Source organism: Streptomyces vastus (genome assembly GCF_039532825.1).
In the GTDB taxonomy this organism is placed as follows: Bacteria; Actinomycetota; Actinomycetes; order Streptomycetales; family Streptomycetaceae; genus Streptomyces; species Streptomyces vastus.
In genome coordinates, this window is the sequence record NZ_BAAASJ010000057.1 from 1 (window position 1) to 22,553 (window position 22,553).

Annotated in this window: 14 protein-coding genes and 1 pseudogene; 5 read left to right on the plus strand and 10 right to left on the minus strand. The window is 70.0% G+C overall.

All coding sequences use genetic code 11. The features are described from left to right. Positions 1-89: 89 nt before the first annotated feature. A pseudogene (locus ABD357_RS24245) lies at positions 90-425 on the plus strand (zinc ribbon domain-containing protein); the annotation flags it as partial. 99 nt (positions 426-524) lie between these two features. Here ABD357_RS24245 and ABD357_RS24250 read toward each other — a convergent pair. Continuing rightward, positions 525-1,439, minus strand: coding sequence for a helix-turn-helix domain-containing protein (locus ABD357_RS24250; RefSeq protein ID WP_344392856.1), 915 nt, complete (start codon positions 1,437-1,439; stop codon positions 525-527). A 61-nt stretch (positions 1,440-1,500) separates the two neighbouring features. Here ABD357_RS24250 and ABD357_RS24255 point away from each other — a divergent pair, with 61 nt between their 5' ends. Continuing rightward, positions 1,501-2,148: a GNAT family N-acetyltransferase gene (locus ABD357_RS24255; protein WP_344392857.1), complete on the plus strand. Its 648-nt coding sequence runs from the start codon at positions 1,501-1,503 to the stop codon at positions 2,146-2,148. Between the two features lie 131 nt (positions 2,149-2,279). On the opposite strand, the gene ABD357_RS24260 is transcribed toward ABD357_RS24255, so the two are convergent. From ABD357_RS24260 to ABD357_RS24275, 4 genes are all read right to left on the minus strand, one after another. Next, entirely contained in the window at positions 2,280-2,870 is a 591-nt protein-coding gene (locus tag ABD357_RS24260) for an ATP-binding protein (RefSeq protein WP_344392858.1), read from the minus strand. A 226-nt stretch (positions 2,871-3,096) separates the two neighbouring features. Further along, on the minus strand, positions 3,097-3,864 hold the full coding sequence (locus ABD357_RS24265; RefSeq protein ID WP_344392859.1) for an enoyl-CoA hydratase/isomerase family protein: 768 nt from the start codon (positions 3,862-3,864) through the stop codon (positions 3,097-3,099). A gap of 109 nt (positions 3,865-3,973) precedes the next feature. After that, positions 3,974-5,227, minus strand: coding sequence for a L,D-transpeptidase (locus ABD357_RS24270; RefSeq protein WP_344392860.1), 1,254 nt, complete (start codon positions 5,225-5,227; stop codon positions 3,974-3,976). 257 nt (positions 5,228-5,484) lie between these two features. Then, positions 5,485-6,717, minus strand: coding sequence for a L,D-transpeptidase (locus ABD357_RS24275; RefSeq protein ID WP_344392861.1), 1,233 nt, complete (start codon positions 6,715-6,717; stop codon positions 5,485-5,487). A gap of 159 nt (positions 6,718-6,876) precedes the next feature. On the opposite strand from ABD357_RS24275, the gene glgX reads away from it, so the two are divergent. Then, on the plus strand, positions 6,877-9,216 hold the full coding sequence (gene glgX / locus ABD357_RS24280; RefSeq protein ID WP_425584980.1) for a glycogen debranching protein GlgX: 2,340 nt from the start codon (positions 6,877-6,879) through the stop codon (positions 9,214-9,216). A gap of 10 nt (positions 9,217-9,226) precedes the next feature. On the opposite strand, the gene ABD357_RS24285 is transcribed toward glgX, so the two are convergent. From ABD357_RS24285 to ABD357_RS24300, 4 genes are all read right to left on the minus strand, one after another. Further along, entirely contained in the window at positions 9,227-11,014 is a 1,788-nt protein-coding gene (locus tag ABD357_RS24285) for an ABC transporter ATP-binding protein (protein ID WP_344392862.1), read from the minus strand. Next, a complete protein-coding gene (locus tag ABD357_RS24290) occupies positions 11,011-12,705 on the minus strand; it encodes an ABC transporter transmembrane domain-containing protein (protein ID WP_344392874.1) in 1,695 nt (564 codons plus the stop codon). Before ABD357_RS24290 ends, ABD357_RS24285 begins: the two co-directional genes overlap by 4 nt. A 225-nt stretch (positions 12,706-12,930) precedes the next feature. Next, positions 12,931-14,799: an ABC transporter ATP-binding protein gene (locus tag ABD357_RS24295; RefSeq protein WP_344392863.1), complete on the minus strand. Its 1,869-nt coding sequence runs from the start codon at positions 14,797-14,799 to the stop codon at positions 12,931-12,933. Then, entirely contained in the window at positions 14,796-16,742 is a 1,947-nt protein-coding gene (locus ABD357_RS24300) for an ABC transporter ATP-binding protein (RefSeq protein WP_344392865.1), read from the minus strand. Before ABD357_RS24300 ends, ABD357_RS24295 begins: the two co-directional genes overlap by 4 nt. A 424-nt stretch (positions 16,743-17,166) precedes the next feature. On the opposite strand from ABD357_RS24300, the gene ABD357_RS24305 reads away from it, so the two are divergent. Together ABD357_RS24305 and ABD357_RS24310 are read left to right on the plus strand one after the other, a co-directional pair. Further along, entirely contained in the window at positions 17,167-18,816 is a 1,650-nt protein-coding gene (locus ABD357_RS24305; RefSeq protein ID WP_344392867.1) for a M4 family metallopeptidase, read from the plus strand. 82 nt (positions 18,817-18,898) lie between these two features. Then, on the plus strand, positions 18,899-19,417 hold the full coding sequence (locus tag ABD357_RS24310) for a DUF1990 domain-containing protein (protein ID WP_344392868.1): 519 nt from the start codon (positions 18,899-18,901) through the stop codon (positions 19,415-19,417). A gap of 313 nt (positions 19,418-19,730) precedes the next feature. Here the strand turns inward: ABD357_RS24310 and glgP are convergent, their stop codons facing one another. Further along, positions 19,731-22,352, minus strand: coding sequence for an alpha-glucan family phosphorylase (glgP, locus tag ABD357_RS24315; RefSeq protein ID WP_344392869.1), 2,622 nt, complete (start codon positions 22,350-22,352; stop codon positions 19,731-19,733). Between the last annotated feature and the right edge of the window lie 201 nt (positions 22,353-22,553).

The following is a 22,553-nucleotide window of genomic DNA, read 5'->3' on the forward strand; positions in this document are numbered from 1 at the left end:
TCTTGGTCGCAGCTCTTAATTAGCAGCGAGGACGAGGTGCAGCGGCGAAGCGCTGCCCACTCCCGATCGGGCTCTCCAGAACGGTACGGGAGTACAAGGCGGCTCTGCACGGCCGCACCTTCGCCAAGGTAGACCGCGCTTTCCCGTCCTCTCAGGTCTGCTCGGCCTGCGGATTCAGGGACGGCCGCAAGCCCCTGCACGTCCGGGAGTGGACGTGCGGGGCCTGTGGCACCGTGCACGACCGCGACCACAACGCAGCCCGCAACGTCCTCTTCGAAGGACGCCGCATCGTCGCCGCCGGACGGGCGGAGACGCTAAACGCCTGTGGAGCGCCGGTAAGACGGGCACCCGTGCCCGCACAGCGCGGTGAAGCAGGAAGCCCCCGGAAGGGTCAGACGACCCAGGCCGGAATCCCTGGACTTTAGGCCAGGGAGCACGTCAAGTGCTTCCTCGATGTCCGCCCGCCACCGGGTGTCCCTTCGCGCTGTGTCGCTGTCAACCATGCCTTGCTGTCGGGGGTCAGATTAACCGGCTGGCTGAGCACGGAGCGCGGCGACCACCCAGGCGAACTCCTCACGGTGCGCGGGCAGCGGCCCGGTTCCCCGTACAAGGGCCGTCAGCTCCCGGAAGCGGGCCAGTTCGGTGTGCGTCGCTGACTCCATGCGGTCCAGGACGGCGGCCCGGTCGGCGTTGCCTAGCAGCTGTCTCAGCACCTGCTCGGCCTGGGGCGACTCGGGTGCGATGCCCCGCTCCCGCGCCTCGCTCGCCAGCTGTACCAAGCGGCTCATGAACCACAGGGACGTACCGGACGGGAGTTCCGGCCCTCGGTCCGCCGCGTTGAACTCGATCATCTTCCGCATACGCGCGCGGAAGGCCGGGTCCTGTATCAGCTCGGCGAGCTCCACCCAGGCGTCGACCTGCTCGGACGTGGGATCGTCGGGCAGGTCGGCGAGGCTGAACCGCATCCGCGTACGGATGTCGGGGTCCGCGGTGTCGAGCCCTCCGAAGGTCTCTTCCATGAAGTCGTCGATGATGCGTTTGCGCTCCGCGGCCGACAGCCGCGCCAACTTGTTCATCAATGTCATCTCCTCCGCGGTGGAGCCGCGTCGCGCCACGGTCGACAGCACCGCCCGGGTCACCTTCAGCGACCTGATCTGCGCGTCAAGCGCCGCCACATGCGTGGCCGCCACCTCCGCGACCGTCGCCTCGCCCGCCATCACCCGGCGTACGTCCCCCAGGCCGAGTCCCAACTCCCGTAGCGTACGGACGAGTTCGAGGCGGGCCACGGCCGCGGCGTCGTACAGTCGGTAACCGCCGGACGATCGGGTCGCCGGTGGCAGAACGCCCGCATCCGACCAGTAGCGGATGGTGCGCACCGACAGTCCGGTGTTCCGGGAGAGCTGCCCGATGGTGAGCAGCCCGGTGCCGTCGTCGATCACGTCGTGGAGTCTGGGCCTTCCAGTGGGTGGAGACTCAAGCCGGAGAAGAAGGAGCGGCCTCGTGTCTGACACTCTGCGGGACATTCTCGACGCGGCGACCCGTGGGGAATTTCCGCCCGCGGACGGTGGCGTCACCGTCGTACCGCAGCATGATCGGCGGGACGCCGGCGTCATCGCCTTCACCGCGCACTCCGTCGTGTTCACGGACGAGGATCCGGAGTGGGTGCGTACGCTGCTGCGGTCCCTGGACTGCGATGCCCTCGCGGCGACCATGAACCCGCGGTTCCTGGCCGCGTTCATGGACCGTACGGGGCGTACGACGGACACCATCGATCTGCTGACCGTCGCCACACCCGTGCCGGGTCCGCCGCGTCCGCCGTCGCTCGCGCTGTCCGAGCTTCGCGACCCCGACCATCCCCGGGTCGCCCGCGCCCGCAAGCGGCGTGACGACGTGCGGGTGTGGGCTGCCGGGGGTGGCGTACTGGTCCTGGGGCGTGGGGTGGCGGGACGCCTTGAGGCCGCGGTCGAGGTGGACGAGGGGGTACGGCACCAGGGGCTGGGGCGGGCGCTCGCCGCGGCGGCGCGGCGACTGAGCGGAGGCGAGCCGGTCTGGGCGCAGCTGGCCGCCGGCAACGCCCGCAGCGTACGGGCGTTCCAGGCGGCCGGGTTCCGCCCGGTCGGGGCGGAGGCGCTGCTCGTCGCGCAGTGAGCCGGGCGGTCGCCCGTGGGGCTCGCTGAAATTCAGCCCGTCCGGCGATTGAGGACCGGGGGCACGGGGGCCGGCCCCCGAAACGGGGTCCGGGGCGTAGCCCCGTGCGGCAGTCGCCCGTGCGACGCTCGTCAGTGGTGGTCCGGGGTCACCCGGATCTCGAACCACGTCGTCTTGCCGCGGGGCAGCAGGTCGACTCCCCAGCGGTCGGAGAGTTTGTCGACGAGGGTCAGGCCCCGGCCGCTGACGTCCAGGTCCCGGACGGGCATGAGGCAGGGGAGGCCGCGGGAGGGGTCTCGGACCTCGATGCGGATCCAGCCGCGGCGGCTGCGCATGCGGAGGCCGAAGACGCGGGCGCCGGTGTGGCGTACGGCGTTGCCGACGAGTTCGGAGACCAGGAGTACGGCGTCCTCGGTGATCTTCGGAGAGAGTCCCCACTCGCGCAGGACGACCACCTGGGTCAGCCGGCGCGCGGTGGCCGCCGACTCGGGGCGGGACGGCAACGGAACCTCGGCCTTCGTCGGGTTGCCGAACAACTCCAGTGCCTTCAGTGCGCGTTCGTCCTCGACTCCGGGTGACCAACGCGCCGCGGTCGCACTCGCGTGCCGCCGCGGCTGTTCCATACCCTCCAGCCCCGCCATGCCCCCATCATGGCCGCCCAGCGCGGCTTTCGGGGCCGTTCCAGGGGAATACGCCCCTGGGAACCCTCCGTTCCAAGCCATCCGGAAGGCATATGCCACGGGTAGTGCGCGAGGCGGTGCAGACCGATTGACCTGCGATGGCAGCCCGGTCGGGGGCAATCGCCGACGACCCCCGACCAGGCGACCTCGAGTTCGACTCGAGGCTCGTATAAACCGCCCCATCGGGGGACACCGGCGTAAGACGCCGCGTCAACTACCGGTTGATCAAGGGCAAGTTGATCAAAGCAGGTTGATCAGGGCAGGTTGATCAGAGGAACTTGGCCTTCCCCGGCCCTTCCTCCACAAAGCTCCGCATCCCCCGCTCCCGGTCCTCCGTCGCGAACAGCCCCGCGAACCAGTTGCGTTCCACCGCGAGCCCGGTCTCGAGGTCCGTCTCCAGCCCCACGTCCACCGACTCCTTGGCGGCCCGCAGCGCGAGCGCCGGCCCTTGCGCGAGCTTGGCGGCCCACGCGTGCGCCTGCTCGTACACCTCGGCGGCGGGCACCACCCGGTCCACCAGGCCGAGCGTGAGCGCCTCGTCGGCCCTGACCATACGGCCGGTGAAGATGAGGTCCTTGGCGCGCGACGGCCCGATCAGCCGGGACAGCCGCTGGGTGCCGCCCGCCCCGGGGATCAGCCCGAGCAGGATCTCCGGCTGGCCCAGCTTCGCGTTGTCCGCGGCGATCCGGTAGTCCGCGCAGAGCGCCAACTCGCAGCCCCCGCCCAGCGCGTAACCGGTGACCGCGGCCACCACCGGCTTGGGGATACGGGTCACGGCGGTGAAGGAATCCTGCAGGGCCCGGGACCGTACGACCATCGCCGTATGGTCCATGGCCTGCATCTCCTTGATGTCCGCGCCCGCAGCGAACACCTTCTCGCCGCCGTAGAGAACCACCGCGCGCACGTCCTCGCGACGCGTGGCCTGCTCCGCGAGCTCCTTGAGCCTGTCCTGCGTGGCGACGTCCAGGGCGTTCATGGGCGGACGGTCGAGGCGGATCGTGCCGACACCTTCGGCGACTTCGAGATGCACAGTCATGAGGGAAGGTTAACGGGGACTAACGGCAACGGGCCCGGTGTGCTCAGTCACAGCACACCGGGCCTGTCGCAGCCACACCGGACCTTCTCGGTCTAAGACCGACAGTCGCTCACCACTTGTCCCACGGCATGTTCCAGCCGTTGAGCCCGTTGTCCGGGTCGATGATCCGGTCGTTGGAGTTCTTCACGATCACCACGTCGCCGATCATCGAGCGGTCGAAGAACCAGCCCGCCGGACTCGAGGAGCTGCCGCCCTTCAGGTCGCGCAGGCCGATGCAGCCATGGCTGGCGTTGTAGTTGCCGAAGGCGTCGCCACCCCAGTAGTTGCCGTGGATGAAGGTGCCCGAGGTCGACAGGCGCATGGCGTGCGATACGTCCTTGATGTCGTACTCGCCGCCGTAGCCGACCGTTTCGCCGTTCATACGGGTCATTTCGTGGCGCTCGGTGATGACCATCTGACCGTTCCAGGTCTCGTAACCCGGCTTGCCCGTGGTGACCGGAATAGTCTTGATGACCTTGCCGTCGCGCTTGACGGTCATCTTCTTGGACTTGACGTCCACGGTGGAGATCTGGCTGCGGCCGATGGTGAACGACACGGTCTTGGTCTGCTCGCCGTAGACGCCGGGCCGGCCTTCCACGCCGTCGAGGTCGAGGTCGACCGTGACCTTCGTACCGGGCTTCCAGTATTTCTCCGGACGGAAGTCCAGCCGGTCGTTGCCGAACCAGTGGCCCTTGACCTCCACCGCGGGCTCCGTCTTGACGCGGATGGCCTTCTCGACGTCTTCGGGCTTGGTGATGCCCCGCGTGAAGTTGAGCGAGAAGGGCATTCCGACGCCGACCTTGGAACCGTCCTCGGGCGTGAAGATGCCGACGAAGGTGTTCTTCGGGGTCAGTGTCGTGAAGCTGGACTCTTCGGTCGCCTCGCGACCCTCGGAGTCCTTGGCCGTGGCCCGGACCTTGTACTTCGTGTCCGACGCCAGGTGGTAGGCGGGCGTCCAACTCGCGCCACCGTCAGTGAGCTTGCCCTCGACCGCCTTGCCCTTGGGGTCCTCGACCTCGACCTCGGTCAGCTTGCCTTTGGCCGCGGATATCTTCAGAGCGCCGTTGGTGTCCACATCGTCGGCGCCGTCCTTGGGCGCTATGGTCACGACGGCCTGCGAGGTTCTGGTCTCGGCCTGGTCGGAGCCGCCCTTGCCCCCGTTCTTGTCGCCGTCGGATCCCGGATTCGAGTCGGATCCGCCGCCGCACGCCGTCACGGCGATCAGCAGCACGCCGAGTATCAGCGCCAGAAGCCCCGTACGCCCCGTACGTCCACGCCCCCTTGCGCCAACCGACGCCCCCGATATCGGTCGCCCGTTGTTCAACTTGCTTCTCCCCTCGCACGGCCCGTCAACCAGGCCCGCACTCCTGCGCGTCGCACGCGCGTACCGCGCCAATCAACCATATGACCAGCGGCGGTGGCTCCCCGTAATTGTCACTTTTCAGTCCCAAGTTCAGCCGAAAACGATCTCGTGTTCACCCTCCTGTGGCCGTCCCGTACTCGCCCTATGCCCGCCCGATATCCGCTCTATGTTCCCTCCAAGGCCCGTCCAAGGCCCGTCCAAGTCCCCTCGATGTCCGTCTAAATGACGGCGGAGCCTGCCTTCCACTCCTGCCATCCCATGTTCCATCCCCCGAGCCCGTTGTCGGGAGCGACCTTCTTGTCATGGCTGTGCACGACTTCGACGACGTCACCGACCAGGCTGCGGTCGAAGAACCAGCCCGCCGGACTCGCGGAACTGCCGCCCTTCACATCGCGCAGGCCCACACAACCGTGGCTGACATTGGCGTTGCCGAACACGCCCCGCGCCCAGTAGTTGCCGTGCAGGAAGGTCCCGGAGTTGGTGAGCCGCATCGCGTGCGGGACATCCGGGATGTCGTACTCGCCCTTGCCGTCGGCGTCCTCGAAGCCGACCGTGGCGCCGTTCATCCGGGTCACCTCGAGCTTCTCGGTGACCACCATTTTCCCGTTGTACGTCGTCGTCTTGGGAGCGCCCGCCGTGATCGGCACGGTCGCGAGGAGTTCGCCGTCGCGGCGTACCCGCATGGTGTGTTCGGCTGCGTCGACGAGGCTGATCTGGCTGCGGCCGACGGTGAAGGAGTAGGTCCGGTGCTGGAGCCCGTACACGCCCGGCGCCGCCTCGACGTCCCGCAGCCGCAGGCCGACGGTGACCTTCGTACCCGGCTTCCAGTACTTCTCGGGCCGGAAGTCCAGCCGGTTCCTGCCGAACCAGTGCGGGCGGATCTCGACGTGGGGACGCGCCCGCACGTGGATCGCGCGCTCGACGGCCGCCCGGTTCTGGACCTCGCGGTTGAACTCCAGCGAGACGATCATTCCCGTACCGACGGTCGACCGGTGCTCGGGGGTGACGCGTCCGATGAGCCGCTCGTCGGGGACGTACGTCCGGAACGTCGCATGCCGCACCAGCCGCCGCCCGTGCCCGTCGAGGGCGACCGCGTCCACGGTGTACCTGGCGGCCGGCTCCAGTCTCCCGTCGCCGTCCGGCCGCCAGGTCATGCCGTCTGCTTCGATGCGCCCGGGGACCAGGGACTCCTGCGCGCCCCGGGACTTGACGACCTTCACGGACTCCAGACGCCCGGATGCCACCCGTACCGTCAGCTCCTGACCAGGGCGTACGGTCCTGCTGCCGTCGGCCGGCCGGATGTGGACCGCCTCCTCGGGTGAGCGGGGCTTGCCGAGCATGCCGTCGAGCCCGTTGGAGGTGCAGGCCGAGACGGCGGCCAGCAGCGCTGCCCATGTCAGTACGGCGGCCAGTGCTGTCCCTGCGCGCCGCGCGCGCCTGTGTGCATCCATCACGTGCACCCAACGATCTGTCCCGCCCTGGGGAAACGTGAGTGCGAGCCCCGCTCTGGGCAGAACAGTGGGAAGGACGACGCGACGATGAGCCTCCACGGCAGGGACGCCGTGAGCTCTTCTTGGCGCCGTTCAACCGAGCCGCTGGAGGTTGAACAGGTGTCGAGCGCACCCGAGCAGGAGATCGAGCAGCAGGAGGAGCGTGCGCCGGGCGACGGGCTGCCCGGTCAGCAGGAGCGCGCCCCGGGCAACGGGCTGCCCGTTTCCGCTCCCGAGGGGCGTGCCCCGTCCGCCGTGCTCAACGGCGCGGCGCGTACGGCGCCCGTCGTGCCCGTATGGCCAGGTGCCCCGACCCCGCTGGGGGCGCGCTACCGGGTCGGCCCCGACGGTGTCGCGGGCACCAACTTCGCGCTGTGGGCGGGGGGTGCGGAGTCGGTCGAGCTATGCCTCTTCGACGTCGAGAGTGATGAGGGCGACGGAGGCGTAGAGAGGCGGCTGCCGCTGACCGAGCTGACCCACGAGATCTGGCACGGTTTCGTGCCGGGCGTGCGGCCCGGGCAGCGGTACGGCTTCCGGGTGCACGGCCGCTGGGATCCATGGACGGGCGCCCGCTGGAACCCGGCGAAGCTCCTCCTCGATCCGTACGCGCGTGCCGTGGACGGAGACTTCAGCCTGCCGCCGGAGGTGTACGGGCACGTCCGCGACTGGCCTCAGCAGCAGGTCGCCGACACCGTGCGCGACGACCGGGACTCGGCGCCGTACGTACCGAAAGGTGTCGTCGTCCACGATGACGCACCCGACGACGAATGGGCGGACGACCGCCGCCCGAAGACGCCGTGGGCGGATTCGGTGATCTACGAGGTGCATGTGCGCGGCTTCACCCGTCTGCACCCGGGCATCCCCGAGGAACTGCGGGGTACGTACGCGGGGTTGGCGCATCCGGCGGCGATCGAGCACCTGGTGAAGCTGGGCGTGACGGCGGTCGAACTCCTCCCGGTGCACCAGTTCGCGCACGAGGACCATCTGCTGCGGAGGGGCCTCAAGAACTACTGGGGCTACAACTCCATCGGCTACTTCGCCCCCCACGCGGCGTATGCGGCCTCCGGGACGAGGGGCCAGCAGGTCGGCGAGTTCCGGCACATGGTGCGCGCGCTGCACGCCGCCGGCATCGAGGTCATCCTCGACGTGGTCTACAACCACACGGCCGAGGCAAGCGAACTGGGCCCGACGCTGTCGCTCCGCGGCATCGACAACCGCGGCTACTACCGACTCCAGGAGGACGCCCGCCGGTACGCGGACTACACGGGCTGCGGCAACACCCTGCACGTCGTCCAGCCGCACGTCCTGCGCCTGATCACGGACTCGCTCCGCTACTGGGTGACGGAGATGGGCGTGGACGGTTTCCGCTTCGACCTGGCGGCTGCGCTGGCCCGCTCCATGCACGACGTGGACATGCTGTCCCCGTTCCTGGCGGTGATCGCGCAGGACCCGGTCCTGCGCCGGGTGAAGCTGATCGCGGAACCCTGGGACGTGGGGTCGGGCGGCTACCAGGTAGGCGCGTTCCCACCCCTGTGGACGGAGTGGAACGACCGCTACCGCAACGCGGTACGCGACTTCTGGCGGGGCGCCCTGCCGGACGTACGCGACCTGGGGTACCGGCTGTCCGGCTCCAGCGACCTGTACGCCTGGGGAGGCCGCCGCCCCTACGCCTCCGTGAACTTCGTGACCGCCCACGACGGCTTCACCCTCCGCGACCTGGTCTCCTACGAGCACAAGCACAACGCGGCGAACGGCGAGGGAAACCGGGACGGCACCGACGACAACCGTTCCTGGAACTGCGGGGCGGAGGGCGAGACGGACGACGCGTCCATACGTGCGCTGCGGCGCCGTCAGCTCCGTAACCTGCTGACGACTCTGCTGCTCTCGACGGGCGTGCCCATGCTGGTCGCGGGTGACGAGTTGGGGCGGACCCAGCGGGGCAACAACAACGCGTACTGCCAGGACAACGAGTTGAGCTGGGTCGACTGGGGTCTGCTGGACGATCCCGAGTGGCGGCCTCTCTTCGACCTCACGTCCCGCCTGGTCGCCCTGCGCCATGAACACCCGGTGCTGCGAAGCCGGGCGTTCTTCTCGGGCAAGGCCCATTCCACGGACGGGCTGCGCGACCTGGCCTGGTTCACCGCACACGGCAAGGAGATGACAGAACAGGACTGGTACGCCCCGACCACCACGTTCGCCATGTACCTCTCCGGCCGCGACATCCCTGGCCGGGACGCTCAGGGCACCCCGATCACAGACGACAGCTTCCTCGCGATCCTCCACGCGGGGGATCGCCCGGTGGACTTCGTCCTCCCTGGGGCGCCTTGGGCGGAGAGCTACGAGGTCGTGGTGGATACGTCGCTGGAGGAGCAGGAGGTGGCGCCGGGGGTGGTGCAACGGGCGGGGGCGGGGGTTTTGGTGCCGGAGCGGGCGATTTTGTTGTTGAGGGTGGTGGGGTGAACCCAACCGCTCAACCCCCGGACGCCTGTCCATGCCAAGAACCCCATAGCGCCGCATACGCCCCACCCGCCGCCACCAAGCTCTCATGCGTCCCCACCTCCGTCAGACACCCCGCCTCCATGACGGCAACCCGATCCGCGTCATGGGCGGTATGCAGGCGATGGGCAATCGCGATGACCGTACGCCCAGACAGCACGGCCGCCAGCGCATGCTCCGTATGGCGAGCCGTCGCCGGATCCAGAAGCGCCGTGGCCTCGTCGAGGATCAGCGTGTGCGGGTCCGCCAACACCACCCGCGCGAGGGCCAGTTGCTGAGCCTGGGAGCCGTCCGGCCGGTGCCCGGCAGGGCCCAGCTCGGTGTCGAGTCCGGAGCGCAGCTCGGCCACCCAGTCCGCGCCCACCGAAGAAAGCGCCGCCCACAACTCGGCGTCACCAGCTGACGGTTCGGCGATCAGCAGGTTGTCGCGGACCGTCCCCAGGAACACATGGTGCTCTTGGGTCACGAGCACAACCTGCCGCCGCAACTGCTCAGGCCCGAGCGCAGCGATCGGCACCCGCCCCACCGTCACCGTCCCGGAACTCGGCGCGTCGATCCCCGCAAGCAGCCGGCTCAACGTCGTCTTGCCCGCCCCGGACGGACCGACGATCGCCAGCCGCTCCCCCGGCCGCACCGTCAGGTCCACTCCGCGCAGCACCTCGCCCCCACGGTCGTACGCGTACCGCACCCCCGTGACATCGATCCGGTCGTCCTCCGGCGTGGGTGAGGACGCCGCCGAAGCCTGCGGCGCCCGCCCCAGCCCCTCAACGCGGGCGAACGACGCGCCACTGCTCTGCAACTGCTCGACCCGCATCAGAATCGTGTCGAGCGGCGACTCGAGCTGGCGCAGATACAGCGCCGCCGCGATCACCGCACCCAGGCTCATCAGTCCCCGCTCGTGCAGGACACTGCCCGCCAGCAGCACGCCGACCACGGGGACGATGTACGAGACCTCCACGACCAGGAAGAACACGGAGCGCAGGTACAGCGTGTACATCCGGGTGCGACGGGACGTCTCCAACGCATCCCGGCTCGCCGCGATCCGCCGCCCCTGAAGCCCGAAGGCTTCGACCGTGCGGGCCCCCGCGGCGGTGGCCCCCACGATCTCGGCGACCTCGGAGGTGGCGGCGCCCTCGGCGAGATACGCGGCGCGCGCCCGGCGCAGATACCAGCGCAGTACGAACCAGATGCCGACCTGACCGAGCACCGCACAGGCACCGAGCAGCGGATCGAGGAAGAAGACCGCACCGAGGATGAACAGGCACTGCACCGTGGAGATCAGCAACTCGGGGCCGGCGTCGCGCAGCGTGGTTCCCACCTGGGCGACATCAGCCGTGCCGCGCGCGGTCAGATCACCCGTGCCCGCCCGCTCCACGACCGAGGCGGGCAGCGACAGGGCCCGCTCGACGAACTGCTCGCGCACCCGCGCCAGCGTCCGCTCCCCGAACCGGTGCCCCACATAGCGGGCCCACCGCGCCAGCAGCAACTGCGCCAGCGCGCACAGCAGAATGGCGAGGGCCAGCCGGTCCACGACATCCACGCCGCCGCCCGCCCTGACCTCGTCGATGATGCGGCCGAGCAGCCAGGGGCCGACGAGTCCGACGGCGGCGGCCAGGGCGTTCAGGACGAGGACGACGGCGAAGGCGCGCCCGTCTGCCCGGATCAGCCGCCCCGCCGCCCGCCGCACATCGGCCGGGTCGGCGACGGGCAGCCGGCCGGAGGACTGCTTCGTAGCCGAGGTCTCCGAGGCCACCGAAGTCACCGAACGGCCTCCCCTACACCCGCATCCACATCCCCAGCCGTGTCCACATCCCCGTCCGCAACCGCGTCCGTCTCCCCGTCAAGGTCCGCGTCCTCCCCCGCATCGCGAGCCACGAGCCCCCTATACCCGGGCTCCTCATCAAGGAGCCGATGATGGCTCCCGCTCGCCACGACCTTGCCCTCGACCAGGTAGAACACGGTGTCCGCCCGGTCCAGTACGAGCGGCGAGGTGCTGGTCACGACGGTCGTACGGCCCGCGCGCCGGGCCCGCAGCCGGTCCGCGACGGTGGCCTCGGTGTGGGCGTCGAGTGCCGAGGTGGGTTCGACGGCGAGCAGCACTTCGGGCTCGGCCAGCAGCGCCCGTACGAGCCGTACGCGCTGGCGCTGGCCACCGGACAGGCTGCGGCCCTGTGCGTCTACGGCCGAGTCGAGTCCGTCGGGCAGGCCTTGGACGATGTCGTCGGCCGCGGCCGCGTGCACGGCGCGGGCGATGTCCTCCTCAGCGGGGTCCCGGCTGCCGGACACCAGCTCCCGCAGCGTGCCCGCGAAGAGGTCCGCCTCGTTGTCCGCGACCAGGATGCGCTCGCGGATCTGCGCCAGTTGGATGTCGTCGAGGCGTACGCCGCCCCAGGTCGCCGCCGACTCGGCGTACCGGCCGAGGCGGTCGATCACGGCCGCGGACTCGGCGGGACGGGCACCGGCCAGCGCGGTCAGCCGGCCGGGCAGCACCCGCACTCCGGACTCCGGGTCGTGCAGCACCGAGGGCTCTGCGGGTGCGACGGGGGTGCCCCCGCGCGAGTCGCTTCGAGCGTGGGGGAGTGTGCCGTGGTCGGCGGCCGGCTCCAGCCGCAGGAAAGCTGCGACGCGCCGTGCGGCCACCAGTCCGCGGCTGATGCCGTAGCCGCACTCCACGAAGAACGCCACCATCGGCACCAGGACGGCGACATAGCCGTACACCGACACCAACTCGCCCACGGTGAGCTGCCCTTGAGCGGCCAGCCGGGCCGCCAGCCAGGTGATCACGGCGAGGAACACCGTCGGCAGTCCGATGCCCAGTGCCTGGAGCCAGCTGGTCACCGCCCCGACCCGGTAGCCCTGGGCCCGCAGCCGCTGCGAGTCCCGGTGGAAGGCGTCGGCGACCAGCCCTTTGCCGCCCAGGCCGTTGAGGACGCGCAGTCCGCTCGCGAGGTCGCCGATCCGCGCCGTCAGTACGCTCTGCCGTTCGCGGTAGGTGGTCTCCGTGCTCTGCAGCCTCGCGAGGAGCGGACCGGCGATGACGGCGATGACCGGGATGCCGAGCAGGATGACTCCGGCCAGCAGGGGTGAGAGCGTCAGCAGCAGCCCGGCGACGACCAGGTAGGCGACGAGTGCGCCGACGCCGGGGCCGACCACGGTCAGGGAGCCGCTGATCGTTTGCACGTCGCTGACGCCGATCGTGACGACCTCGCCGGCCCCGGCCCGGCGTGACAGTGCGGCGCCCAGCCGGACCGCGTGGCCGACCACGACCTTCACTGTGCGGAAATTGGCGTCCATCCGGAGTCTGGTCATCGTGCGGTGCCGCATGATGCCCAGCCAGGCGTTGAACGCCCCCATGCCGAGCAGGGCCGCGGACCAGCCGATCAGCGCGGCCCGGTCGCCCGGCTCCAGACCGTCGTCGATCGCGCGGGCCAGCAGGTAAGGCGCGAGCGCCATCAGCACGAACCACACGCTGGCCAGCAGCGCTCCGGCGGCGGACCGGCCCGGCTGGGCCCTGACCAGCCACCACAGATACCGGCCGCCGCTTCGGCAGTCGGGCGTACCCGGATCCCCGTACGCATCGATCTGCCCCACCCGTTGACCACCCTCCCCATCGACCATCGGTCGTCGACCGTCGGCCATCAACCGACCGCTGACATGCCATGCCGCCAGAGCGCGCCTTCAGACCAGGCTGTCCCGCCATGCCTGGTGCAGATCCGCGAACCTGCCGGTCGCGGCGACGAGTTCGGCGGGCGTGCCGTCCTCGACGATCCGCCCGTGTTCCATCACCAGCACCCGGTCGGCGATCTCCACCGTCGACAGGCGGTGCGCGATGACGACGGCAGTGCGGCCCCGCAGGACGGTCGACATGGCGCGCTGGACGGCCCGCTCACCAGGAATGTCCAGGGAGCTGGTCGCCTCGTCGAGGATCAGGACGGCCGGGTCGGCGAGCAACGCCCGGGCGAACGCGACGAGTTGGCGCTGGCCTGCCGAGATACGGCCACCCCTCTTGCGTACGTCGGTGTCGTAGCCGTCGGGCAGGGCAGCGATGAAGTCATGGGCGCCGAGTGCCTTCGCGGCGTGCTCGATCTCCTCGCGGGTGGCGTCGGGGCGACCGATGGAGATGTTCTCGGCGACCGTGCCGGAGAAGAGGAAGGCCTCCTGAGTCACCATCACCACACCGCGCCTCAGTTCGGGCATCGCGAGCTCGCGCAGGTCGACGCCGTCCAGGAGGATGCGGCCGGCCGTGGGGTCGTAGAAGCGGGCCAGGAGTTTGGCGAGCGTCGACTTGCCCGCGCCCGTCGAGCCGACGACGGCGACGGTCTGCCCGGCGGGCAGTGTCAGGTCGAAGCGCGGCAGCACCTCGCCGCCCGTGCGGTAGCCGAACCGCACACCGTCGAAGACGACCTCGCGGCCCGGTTGTGCGGAGGCGAGCGCGGGCAGGGGCTTCGGCTCGGCGGGCTCCGGAACCGTGGGCGTCTGGGCGAGCAGGCCCGCGATCTTCTCCAGTGAGGCGGCGGCCGACTGGTAGGAGTTGAGGAACATGCCCAGCCGGTCGATGGGGTCGTACAGGCGGCGCAGATAGAGGACCGCGGCTGCCAGTACGCCGAGCGCCAGCGACTCCGACGCCACCCGGTACGCGCCCCACAACACGATCGCCGCGACCGTCGTGTTGGCGACCAGCCGGGACTTGACGACATAGCGGGCCATTTCCAGCAGGGCGTCGCCGTTCTTGCGCTCGTGCCGGTGATTGAGGACCCGGAACTCCCTGTCGTTGTTCTCCTCGCGGCGAAACGCGCGCACCGGCCGGATGCCGTTCATCGTCTCGGCGAACTTCACGATCACGGCGGCGATCGCGGTCGAGCGGACGGCGTAGACGCGGCCGGCGCGGCGCCGGTACTGGCGGATGAACAGGTAGAGCGGCGCGAACGACGCCACGGCCACCGCCCCGAGGCCCAGGTCGAGCCAGAGCAGCATCGCCGAGATGTAGATGAAGGAGATGATGACGGTGATGAGTTCCTGCAGGCCCTCGTCGAGCAGTTCGCGCAGGGACTCGACGTCCGTGGTGGAGCGGGAGATGAGGCGGCCCGAGGTGTAGCGCTCGTGGAAGTCGATGCTGAGCGCCTGGGCGTGGCGGAAGATCCGGCCGCGCAGGTCGAGCAGCACGTCCTGGTTGACGCGTGCGGACGCGGTGATGAACGCGTACTGGAGCCCGCCCGAGGCCAGCGCGCACAGCAGATACCCGACTGCCACCGCGATCAGTGGCCCATGCCGGTCGTCCCGGAACGCGGGGACGGCACGGTCGATGGCGTACGCCACGAGCAGCGGGCCCGCCTGCACCGCCGCCTGCTGGAGCAGGAGCAGGAGGGAGGTGAGGGCGACGCGCGCCTTCATCGGGGCGAGCAGGGAGCGCAGCAGGGCGGCGGTCGCGCCCGGTGGAGTGGGGAGGGCGTCGCGGTCGAAGACGTCGCCTGCCTCCGGGGGGTCGCCGGCGGGCCGGTCCTTGCGCGGTTCCTGGTCCGGCGCGGTGGTTGTCGGCGCCGCGGTCATCGGTGGTCCTCCTTTTCCGCGACGGTCGCGCCGTACGCGACGGTCTCGCCATACGCGCCGCTCTCACCGTCCGCTTCCGGCGGTTCGGCTTCCGGGTGTTCCGTGCCGGACATCAGACGGGCGTACTCGGCGTTCGTGCGCAGCAGTTCGTGGTGGGTGCCGATCGCGGCGATCCGGCCGTCGGAGAGCAGGGCCACGCGGTCGGCGAGCAGGACCGTGGACGGGCGGTGCGCCACGATCAGAGCGGTCGTCTCGGCCAGTACGCGGCGCAGGGCGGCCTCGACCGCGGCCTCCGTGTGCACGTCCAGCGCGGAGAGCGGGTCGTCGAGCACGAGGAAACGGGGGCGGCCCACGACGGCCCTCGCCAGCGCGAGCCGTTGACGCTGACCGCCGGAGAGGCTGAGGCCCTGCTCGCCGACCTGGGTGCCGGTGCCGTGCGGGAGTGCGTGGGTGAAGTCGGCCTGGGCGATGGCGAGAGCACGCTCCAAGTCCCGTTCCCCTGCACCGGTTTGGGCGCCCATCAGGACGTTCTCCCCGACGGACGCCGAGAACAGTGTGGGCTCCTCGAAGGCCACGGCGACCTTGGAGCGCAGTTCCTCACGGGGCATCGCCGTGATGTCCTCGCCGTCCAGCGTGATCCGGCCCGAGGTCACCTCGTGCAGACGGGGGACGAGGGCCGTGAGGGTGGTCTTTCCCGTGCCGGTCGCGCCGATGAGAGCCATGGACTCTCCGGGGCGGATGTGGAGGTCGATCCGGTCGAGTACGGGAGGAGCGTCGGCGGGGGCGTCGGGATAGCGGAACGACACGGAGTGGAACCGTAGACCGCCCGCGCTCTCTGCGGAGGCGGCGTCCTCGGGCGACACCCGGCTTCCCGTGCTCTTCAGGCTCTCCGTGCTCTCCGGCTTGGCGTCCATCACCTCGAAGTACCGCTCCGTCGCCGTCGCCGCCTCCTGGGTCATGGCCAGCAGGAACCCGATGGAGTCGACCGGCCAGCGCAGCGCCAGCGCGGTGGAGAGGAAGGCGACGAGCGTGCCCGCGGACAGCGCACCGTCCGCGACCTGCACGGTCCCGAGGACCAGCGCCGCCCCGATGGCGAGCTCGGGCAGCGTCATGATGACGGCCCAGATCGCGGCGAGCAGCCGGGCCTTGCGCAGTTCGGTGCCGCGCAGGGTCCCGGACAGCTCCCGGAAGGCCCGCGCCTGACTGCGGTGCCGCCCGAACCCCTTGATGATCCTGATCCCGAGGACGCTCTCCTCGACGACCGTCGTCAGATCGCCCACCTGGTCCTGCGCCAGCCGCGCCACGGCGGCGTACCGCTTCTCGAAGACCGCGCACACGATGATCACGGGCACGGCGGGCCCCAGGATCACCAGGCCGAGGGTCCAGTCCTGCGCCAGCATGATGAGCACGCCGACGACGATGGTCACGCTGTTGACCAGTAGGAACGTCAGCGGAAAGGCCAGGAACATACGCAGCAGCATCAGGTCCGTCGTGCCCCGCGAGAGCAACTGGCCCGAGGGCCAGCGGTCGTGGAAGGCGACCGGCAGCCGCTGCAGATGCCGGTACAGATCCGCCCGCATCGACGCCTCGACTCCGGCCAGCGGCCGGGCGACCAGCCACCGTCGCAGCCCGAACAGCAGTGCCTCGGCGAGCCCGAGCAGCAGCAGGGACAGCGCCCCCAGCCACACACCGCGCGGATCCCGGTCGGCCACCGGCCCGTCCACGATCCACTTGAGGACGAGCGGGATCACCAGCCCCGTACACGAGGCGAGGATCGCGACGAACGCCGCCGTGAACAGCCGCGTCCGCACGGGCCGTACGTACGGCCACAGGCGCAGCAGGATCCGTACGACGGAACGGTCGCCGTCGCGGCGACCGGCCAGGGCCGTGTCCTCAGGGTTCGTGAGGTCCTTGTCATCGGTGACTGTGGGTGTGGTGGCCATCAGTAGTGAGCCTACGGATCGGCACTGACACAGCCCACCGAGTTTCGGCCGGTCCTGCACTCGTCCGGAGGACCTAGGAGCGGTCCGACCTGCTCAGTCGTAGTCCCGTATCAACCGATCGGCCGATGTGCGTTCGAGCGAGACGGCCGATGTGCGGCCCCCGGCCGCCGGCTCCGCCGCGGGGCGCGAGCAACCCAAGACGGCCCCACTCGCCCACGATCCCCAACTCCCCACCCCCGTAGGCGCCCTGCTGTTGGACGCTTTCCGGCCAACATCCGTTTGCCCACTGACATGCACACGCCCCACCTGGCACTCTTCATCTCACGCGGCACTCCCGCACAGCTGCCGCACAGCACCCGCACCGCCCCTTGCCCCGCCCGACGGGCCGCCCATGCCTGTCGAGCACCCCCACAAAGGAGCTTGTGTGACCCCCCTCTACGCGCGTCACAAGCGCACAACTCTGGCCATCGCCACCGCCGTCGCGGCCGGAGCCCTCCTCTCCGCCGGTCTGACCACCGGCGCCACCGCTCAGTCCGGCGCCGAGCCGTCCGCGAAGGCGCAGCTCGCCGGCGCTCCGGTCCAGCTGTCCGCGGCAGCCCGTACAAGCCTGATCAAGAAGGCCGACGCGGCGACCACCGAAACGGCGGACGAGATAGGCCTCGGCGCCAAGGAGAAGCTGGTCGTCAGAGACGTCGTCAAGGACGCCGACGGCGCCACACACACCCGCTACGAGCGGACGTACGACGGACTCCCCGTCCTCGGCGGCGACTTGGTGATCCACGAGTCCAAGTCCGGCAAGACGGAAGGCGTGACCAGAGCGACGAAGGCCGACATCAAGGTCACCGACGTCACGCCCGACATCGCCAAGTCCACCGCCGAGAAGCAGGCGTTGAAGGCCGCCAAGGCGGAGGGCAGCAAGAAGTCCGCGGCCGACAAGGCCCCCCGTAAGGTCATCTGGGCGGCGAGCGGCAAGCCGGCCCTCGCGTACGAGACGGTCGTCGGCGGCTTCCAGCACGACGGCACCCCGCAGGAGCTGCACGTCGTCACGGACGCCACCACGGGCGAGAAGCTGTACGAGTGGGAGGCGATCCAGACCGGTACGGGCCACAGCCAGTACAGCGGCGACGTCACCATCGGCACCTCGCAGTCGGGCTCGGCGTACCAGCTCAACGACCCGGCCCGGGGCGCCAACAAGACGTACAACCTCAATCGCGGTACGTCCGGCACCGGCACCCTCTTCACAGACGCCGACGACACCTGGGGCACGGGCGCGGCCTCCGACGCCCAGACCGCCGCCGTCGACGCGCACTTCGGCGCGCAGGTCACCTGGGACTTCTACAAGAACGTCCTCGGCCGCAGCGGCATCAGGAACGACGGCAAGGCCGCCTACTCCCGCGTCCACTACGGCAACGCGTACGTCAACGCCTTCTGGTCCGACTCCTGCTTCTGCATGACGTACGGCGACGGCGCGGGCAACGCGAAGCCGCTGACGTCGATCGACGTGGCGGGCCACGAGATGACGCACGGTGTCACCTCGAACACCGCGGGCCTCAACTACAGCGGTGAGTCAGGCGGGTTGAACGAGGCGACGTCCGACATCTTCGGCACGGCGGTGGAGTTCTACGCGGCCAACTCCTCGGACGTGGGCGACTACCTCATCGGCGAGAAGATCGACATCAACGGCGACGGCACGCCGCTCCGTTACATGGACAAGCCCAGCAAGGACGGAAACTCCAGGGACAGCTGGTCCGCCAACCTGGGTGGCATCGACGTCCACTACTCCTCCGGCCCGGCAAACCACTTCTTCTACCTGCTGAGCGAGGGCAGCGGCACCAAGACGATCAACGGAGTCACCTACGACTCCCCCACCTCCAACGGCTCCACCATCACCGGTATCGGCCGCGACAAGGCGGTCCAGATCTGGTACAAGGCGCTGACCGAGTACATGACGTCGACGACGAAGTACGCCGGCGCCCGCACCGCGTCGCTCAGCGCGGCGAGCGACCTCTACGGCTCAACGAGCGTGGAGTACAAGGCGGTTCAGGCGGCCTGGGCCGCGGTCAACGTGAACTGACGCTCTGCCAGTCACCCGCCCACACGCACATGGGCAGCCCCCGAAAAGAAGGCGTTCCGGGGGCTGCCCTACGCTGCTCCCCATGCCCTCCACGGAAACGCCCTTCACGTACGACGACGTGGGCGCGACCCGCGAGAACCGCTGCCCGCCCGGCTTCCACCCCTTGGACGTCAGAACGCGTATCGGCGAGGGCCGCGACGTCTTCGAGGCGTCATCCCGGGCGGTCCTGACCTGGGAACTGCACCGGGCGATAGGCGTCGGCATCACTACCGAAGCGCCCAAGGCCGCCCCCGGCGTAGAGCTGACGGTCACCCTGGGCGGCCTCATCAAAGCCCCCTGCCGCATCGTCTGGACCACGGAAGAACCCCGCCGAGCCGGCTGGGCCTACGGCACCCTCCCCGGCCACCCCGAATCCGGCGAGGAGGCGTTCCTGGTCGAAATGACGGGCGACGGCACGGTCTGGCTCACGGTCACGGCCTTCAGCCGCCCCGCGAAGTGGTACGCGCGGGCGGGCGGACCGGCGACGCGGGGCTTGCAGCATGCGTATGCGCGGAGGTGTGGGGTGGTGTTGCGGCGGTTGCACGGGGGTGGCGAGGTCTAGTACGGCCACCCTCCGCATTCACCGGCGGGCGACATGGGCGACGAACACCGCTCAAGTGGCAGTCGGGACAGTGACCGGCCGCCGACCCGTGTCCTTGGAGCATCGTCGAAAGCGGGCACGCAGGGGCCGGGAAGCTCCCGATGCTGTCGGCGAACCCTCCCCGGCCGACGGTTGGTCCGGGAAATGTGACAGTTACGACCGCAACTGTCACATTTCCCCAACCGCATACCCGGGTCCGGCAACGTCAGCCGCCACGCCCGCACGGCACGCCCGGATTTGCCGGCAGCTCAACCACAAGCCGGGGCGGGCCCGTTCACCGCATCAAAACCCCCGCCGCCTCCACCAACTCCTCCGAAGGAACCGCCACCAGCCCCAACTCCGCACTCGACGCCAGCAGCCGGTGCGTAGGCAGGATGCGGACCGTGTAGCCGAAGGGGCCCGTGCGGTCCAGGGACAGCGGGCCCTCGTACAGCCAGCGGCCCTCCTGGTCCGGTCCGCCCGCCGGTTTCAGGGGGACCGCCGTGCCGTCGGTGATGCGGTCCTCCGGGTCGACTCGGCCTGAGACCGCCTGGACCTCGACGTCGTCAGGGACCAGGTCGCCCAGGCCCACCCGGACCCGTAGCGACATGGTCGTGCCGAGCTCCGCCGTCGTCGTGGCCGCCGACGTCTCCACGTGGTCGACCGTGACCCGTGGCCACGCCGTGCGGACGCGGGACTTCCAGGTCGCCAGCTCGCGGGCGGAGGAGGTGTCCATGGAGCGGTGGGCGCGGGCCGCGGGGGCGTAGAGGCGTTCCACGTACTCGCGGACCATGCGGCCCGCCAGTACCTTCGGGCCCAGCAGCGTCAGCGTCTGGCGGACCATCTCGATCCAGCGGTCGGGGAGGCCGCCGGGGCCGCGGTCGTAGAAGCGGGGCGCGACGCGCTGCTCCAGCAGGTCGTACAACGCCGACGCCTCCAGGTCGTCGCGGCGGTCCTCGTCCGTCGCCGCCGTGCCGTCCGCCGTGGGGATCGCCCAGCCGAAGTCCGGCTGGAACCATTCGTCCCACCAACCGTCCAGGACCGACAGGTTCAGGCAGCCGTTCAGCGCCGCCTTCATGCCGGACGTGCCACACGCCTCCAGGGGGCGCAGCGGATTGTTGAGCCAGATGTCGCAGCCGGGGTAGAGCTTCTGGGCCATCGCCATGCCGTAGTCCGGGAGGAACACGATCCGGTGGCGTACGCGCGGGTCGTCCGCGAAGCGCACCAGTTCCTGGATGAGGCGCTTGCCGCCGTCGTCCGCCGGGTGCGCCTTGCCCGCCACCACGATCTGCACCGGACGCTCGGGGTGCAGCAGCAGGTCCAGCAGCCGGTCCCTGTCCCGCAGCATCAGCGTCAGGCGCTTGTAGGACGGGACTCGGCGCGCGAAGCCGATCGTCAGTACGTCAGGGTCCAACACGCCGTCGATCCAGCCGAGTTCGGCCGTGCCGGCGCCGCGCTGACGCCAGGACGCGTCCAGCCGCTTTCGTACCTCCGTCACCAACTGCTCGCGCAGCACCCGGCGAAGTTCCCAGATGTCCTGGTCGGGGATCTCCGCCACGGCGTCCCAGCGGTCCGAGGCGCCGACCGTCATGGCGTCCTCCGTCCGCTGCGCGCCGATCTGGCGGGCGCCGAGCCGGAAGACCTCGGGCGCCACCCAGGTGGGCGCGTGCACCCCGTTCGTCACGGAGGTGATCGGCACCTCGTCGGGGTCGAAGCCCGGCCAGAGCCCGGAGAACATCTCCCGGCTGACGTGCCCGTGCAGCAACGACACCCCGTTGGCCCGCTGGCCGAGCCGCAGGCCCATCACCGCCATGTTGAAGAGGTTGGGCTCGCCCCCCGGATACGTCTCCATCCCGAGCTGGAGAATGCGCTCCACCTCGATCCGCGGGAGCTCAGCGTCGGGGCCGAAGTGCCGGGCCACCAGCTCCCGGTCGAAGCGGTCGATTCCGGCGGGCACGGGGGTGTGGGTCGTGAACACGGTTCCCGCGCGGACCGCCTCCAGCGCGGCGTCGAAGTCCAGGTCCTCGTAAGAGAGTTCGTGAATACGTTCAAGACCGAGGAATCCCGCATGCCCCTCGTTCGTATGGAAGACCTCCGGCTGCGCGTGCCCGGTCAAGCGACAGTACGTACGCACCGCACGCACCCCACCGATCCCCAGCAGCATCTCCTGCAGCAGCCGGTGCTCACTGCCGCCCCCGTACAACCGGTCCGTCACGCCGCGCTCGCCGAGGTCGTTCTCCTCGACGTCCGAGTCGAGCAGCAGCAGTGGAACCCGGCCGACCTGTGCCCGCCAGATACGGGCCCGGAGCGATTTCTCTCCGGGCAGGGCCAGCGAGACCTGGGAGGGCGTGCCGTCCTGCTCGCGCAGGAGCGACAGCGGGAGTTCGTTCGGGTCGAGGACCGGATAGTGCTCCTGCTGCCAGCCGTCCCGCGACAGCGTCTGACGGAAGTAACCGTGCCGGTAGAGCAGTCCGACGCCGATCAGGGGGACGCCGAGATCGCTGGCCGCCTTGAGATGGTCCCCGGCGAGGATGCCGAGGCCGCCGGAGTACTGGGGCAGCGCGGCCGTGATGCCGAACTCGGGTGAGAAGTAGGCGATGGCGGCGGGCAGTTCGGACGACTGGGACTGGTACCAGCGGTCGCCGGTCACGTAGTCCTTCAGGTCGTCGGCCGCCGCGGCGAGCCGCCGCAGGAAGCGCCGGTCCTCGGCCAGCTCGGCGAGCCGTCCGGGCGAGACGTTCCCGAGGAGGCGCACGGGATCGTTTTCGGAGGCGGCCCAGCGCTCGGGGTCCACGGACTGGAAGAGATCACGGGTCTCGGCATGCCAGGACCAGCGCAGATTGCGCGCCAGATCGCTGAGCGGGTGAAGGGCTTCGGGGAGTACGGGACGCACGGTGAACCTGCGGATGGCCTTCACGAGCTTCCACCTTCACGGGGGCCTACGCGGCAGCGGTGCGCACACGCTTACGTATGCGCGGACTTTGTCACCCATGACGGTAGCGGCGACTGCCTCCGGCAACCACGGCGCCAATCGCTCCGCTGGGAGGGCGCTTCTTCGTCTGCCGGTCGTTGTGGCTGGTCGCGCAGTTCCCCGCGCCCCTTCGGGGCGCCCCCCCCC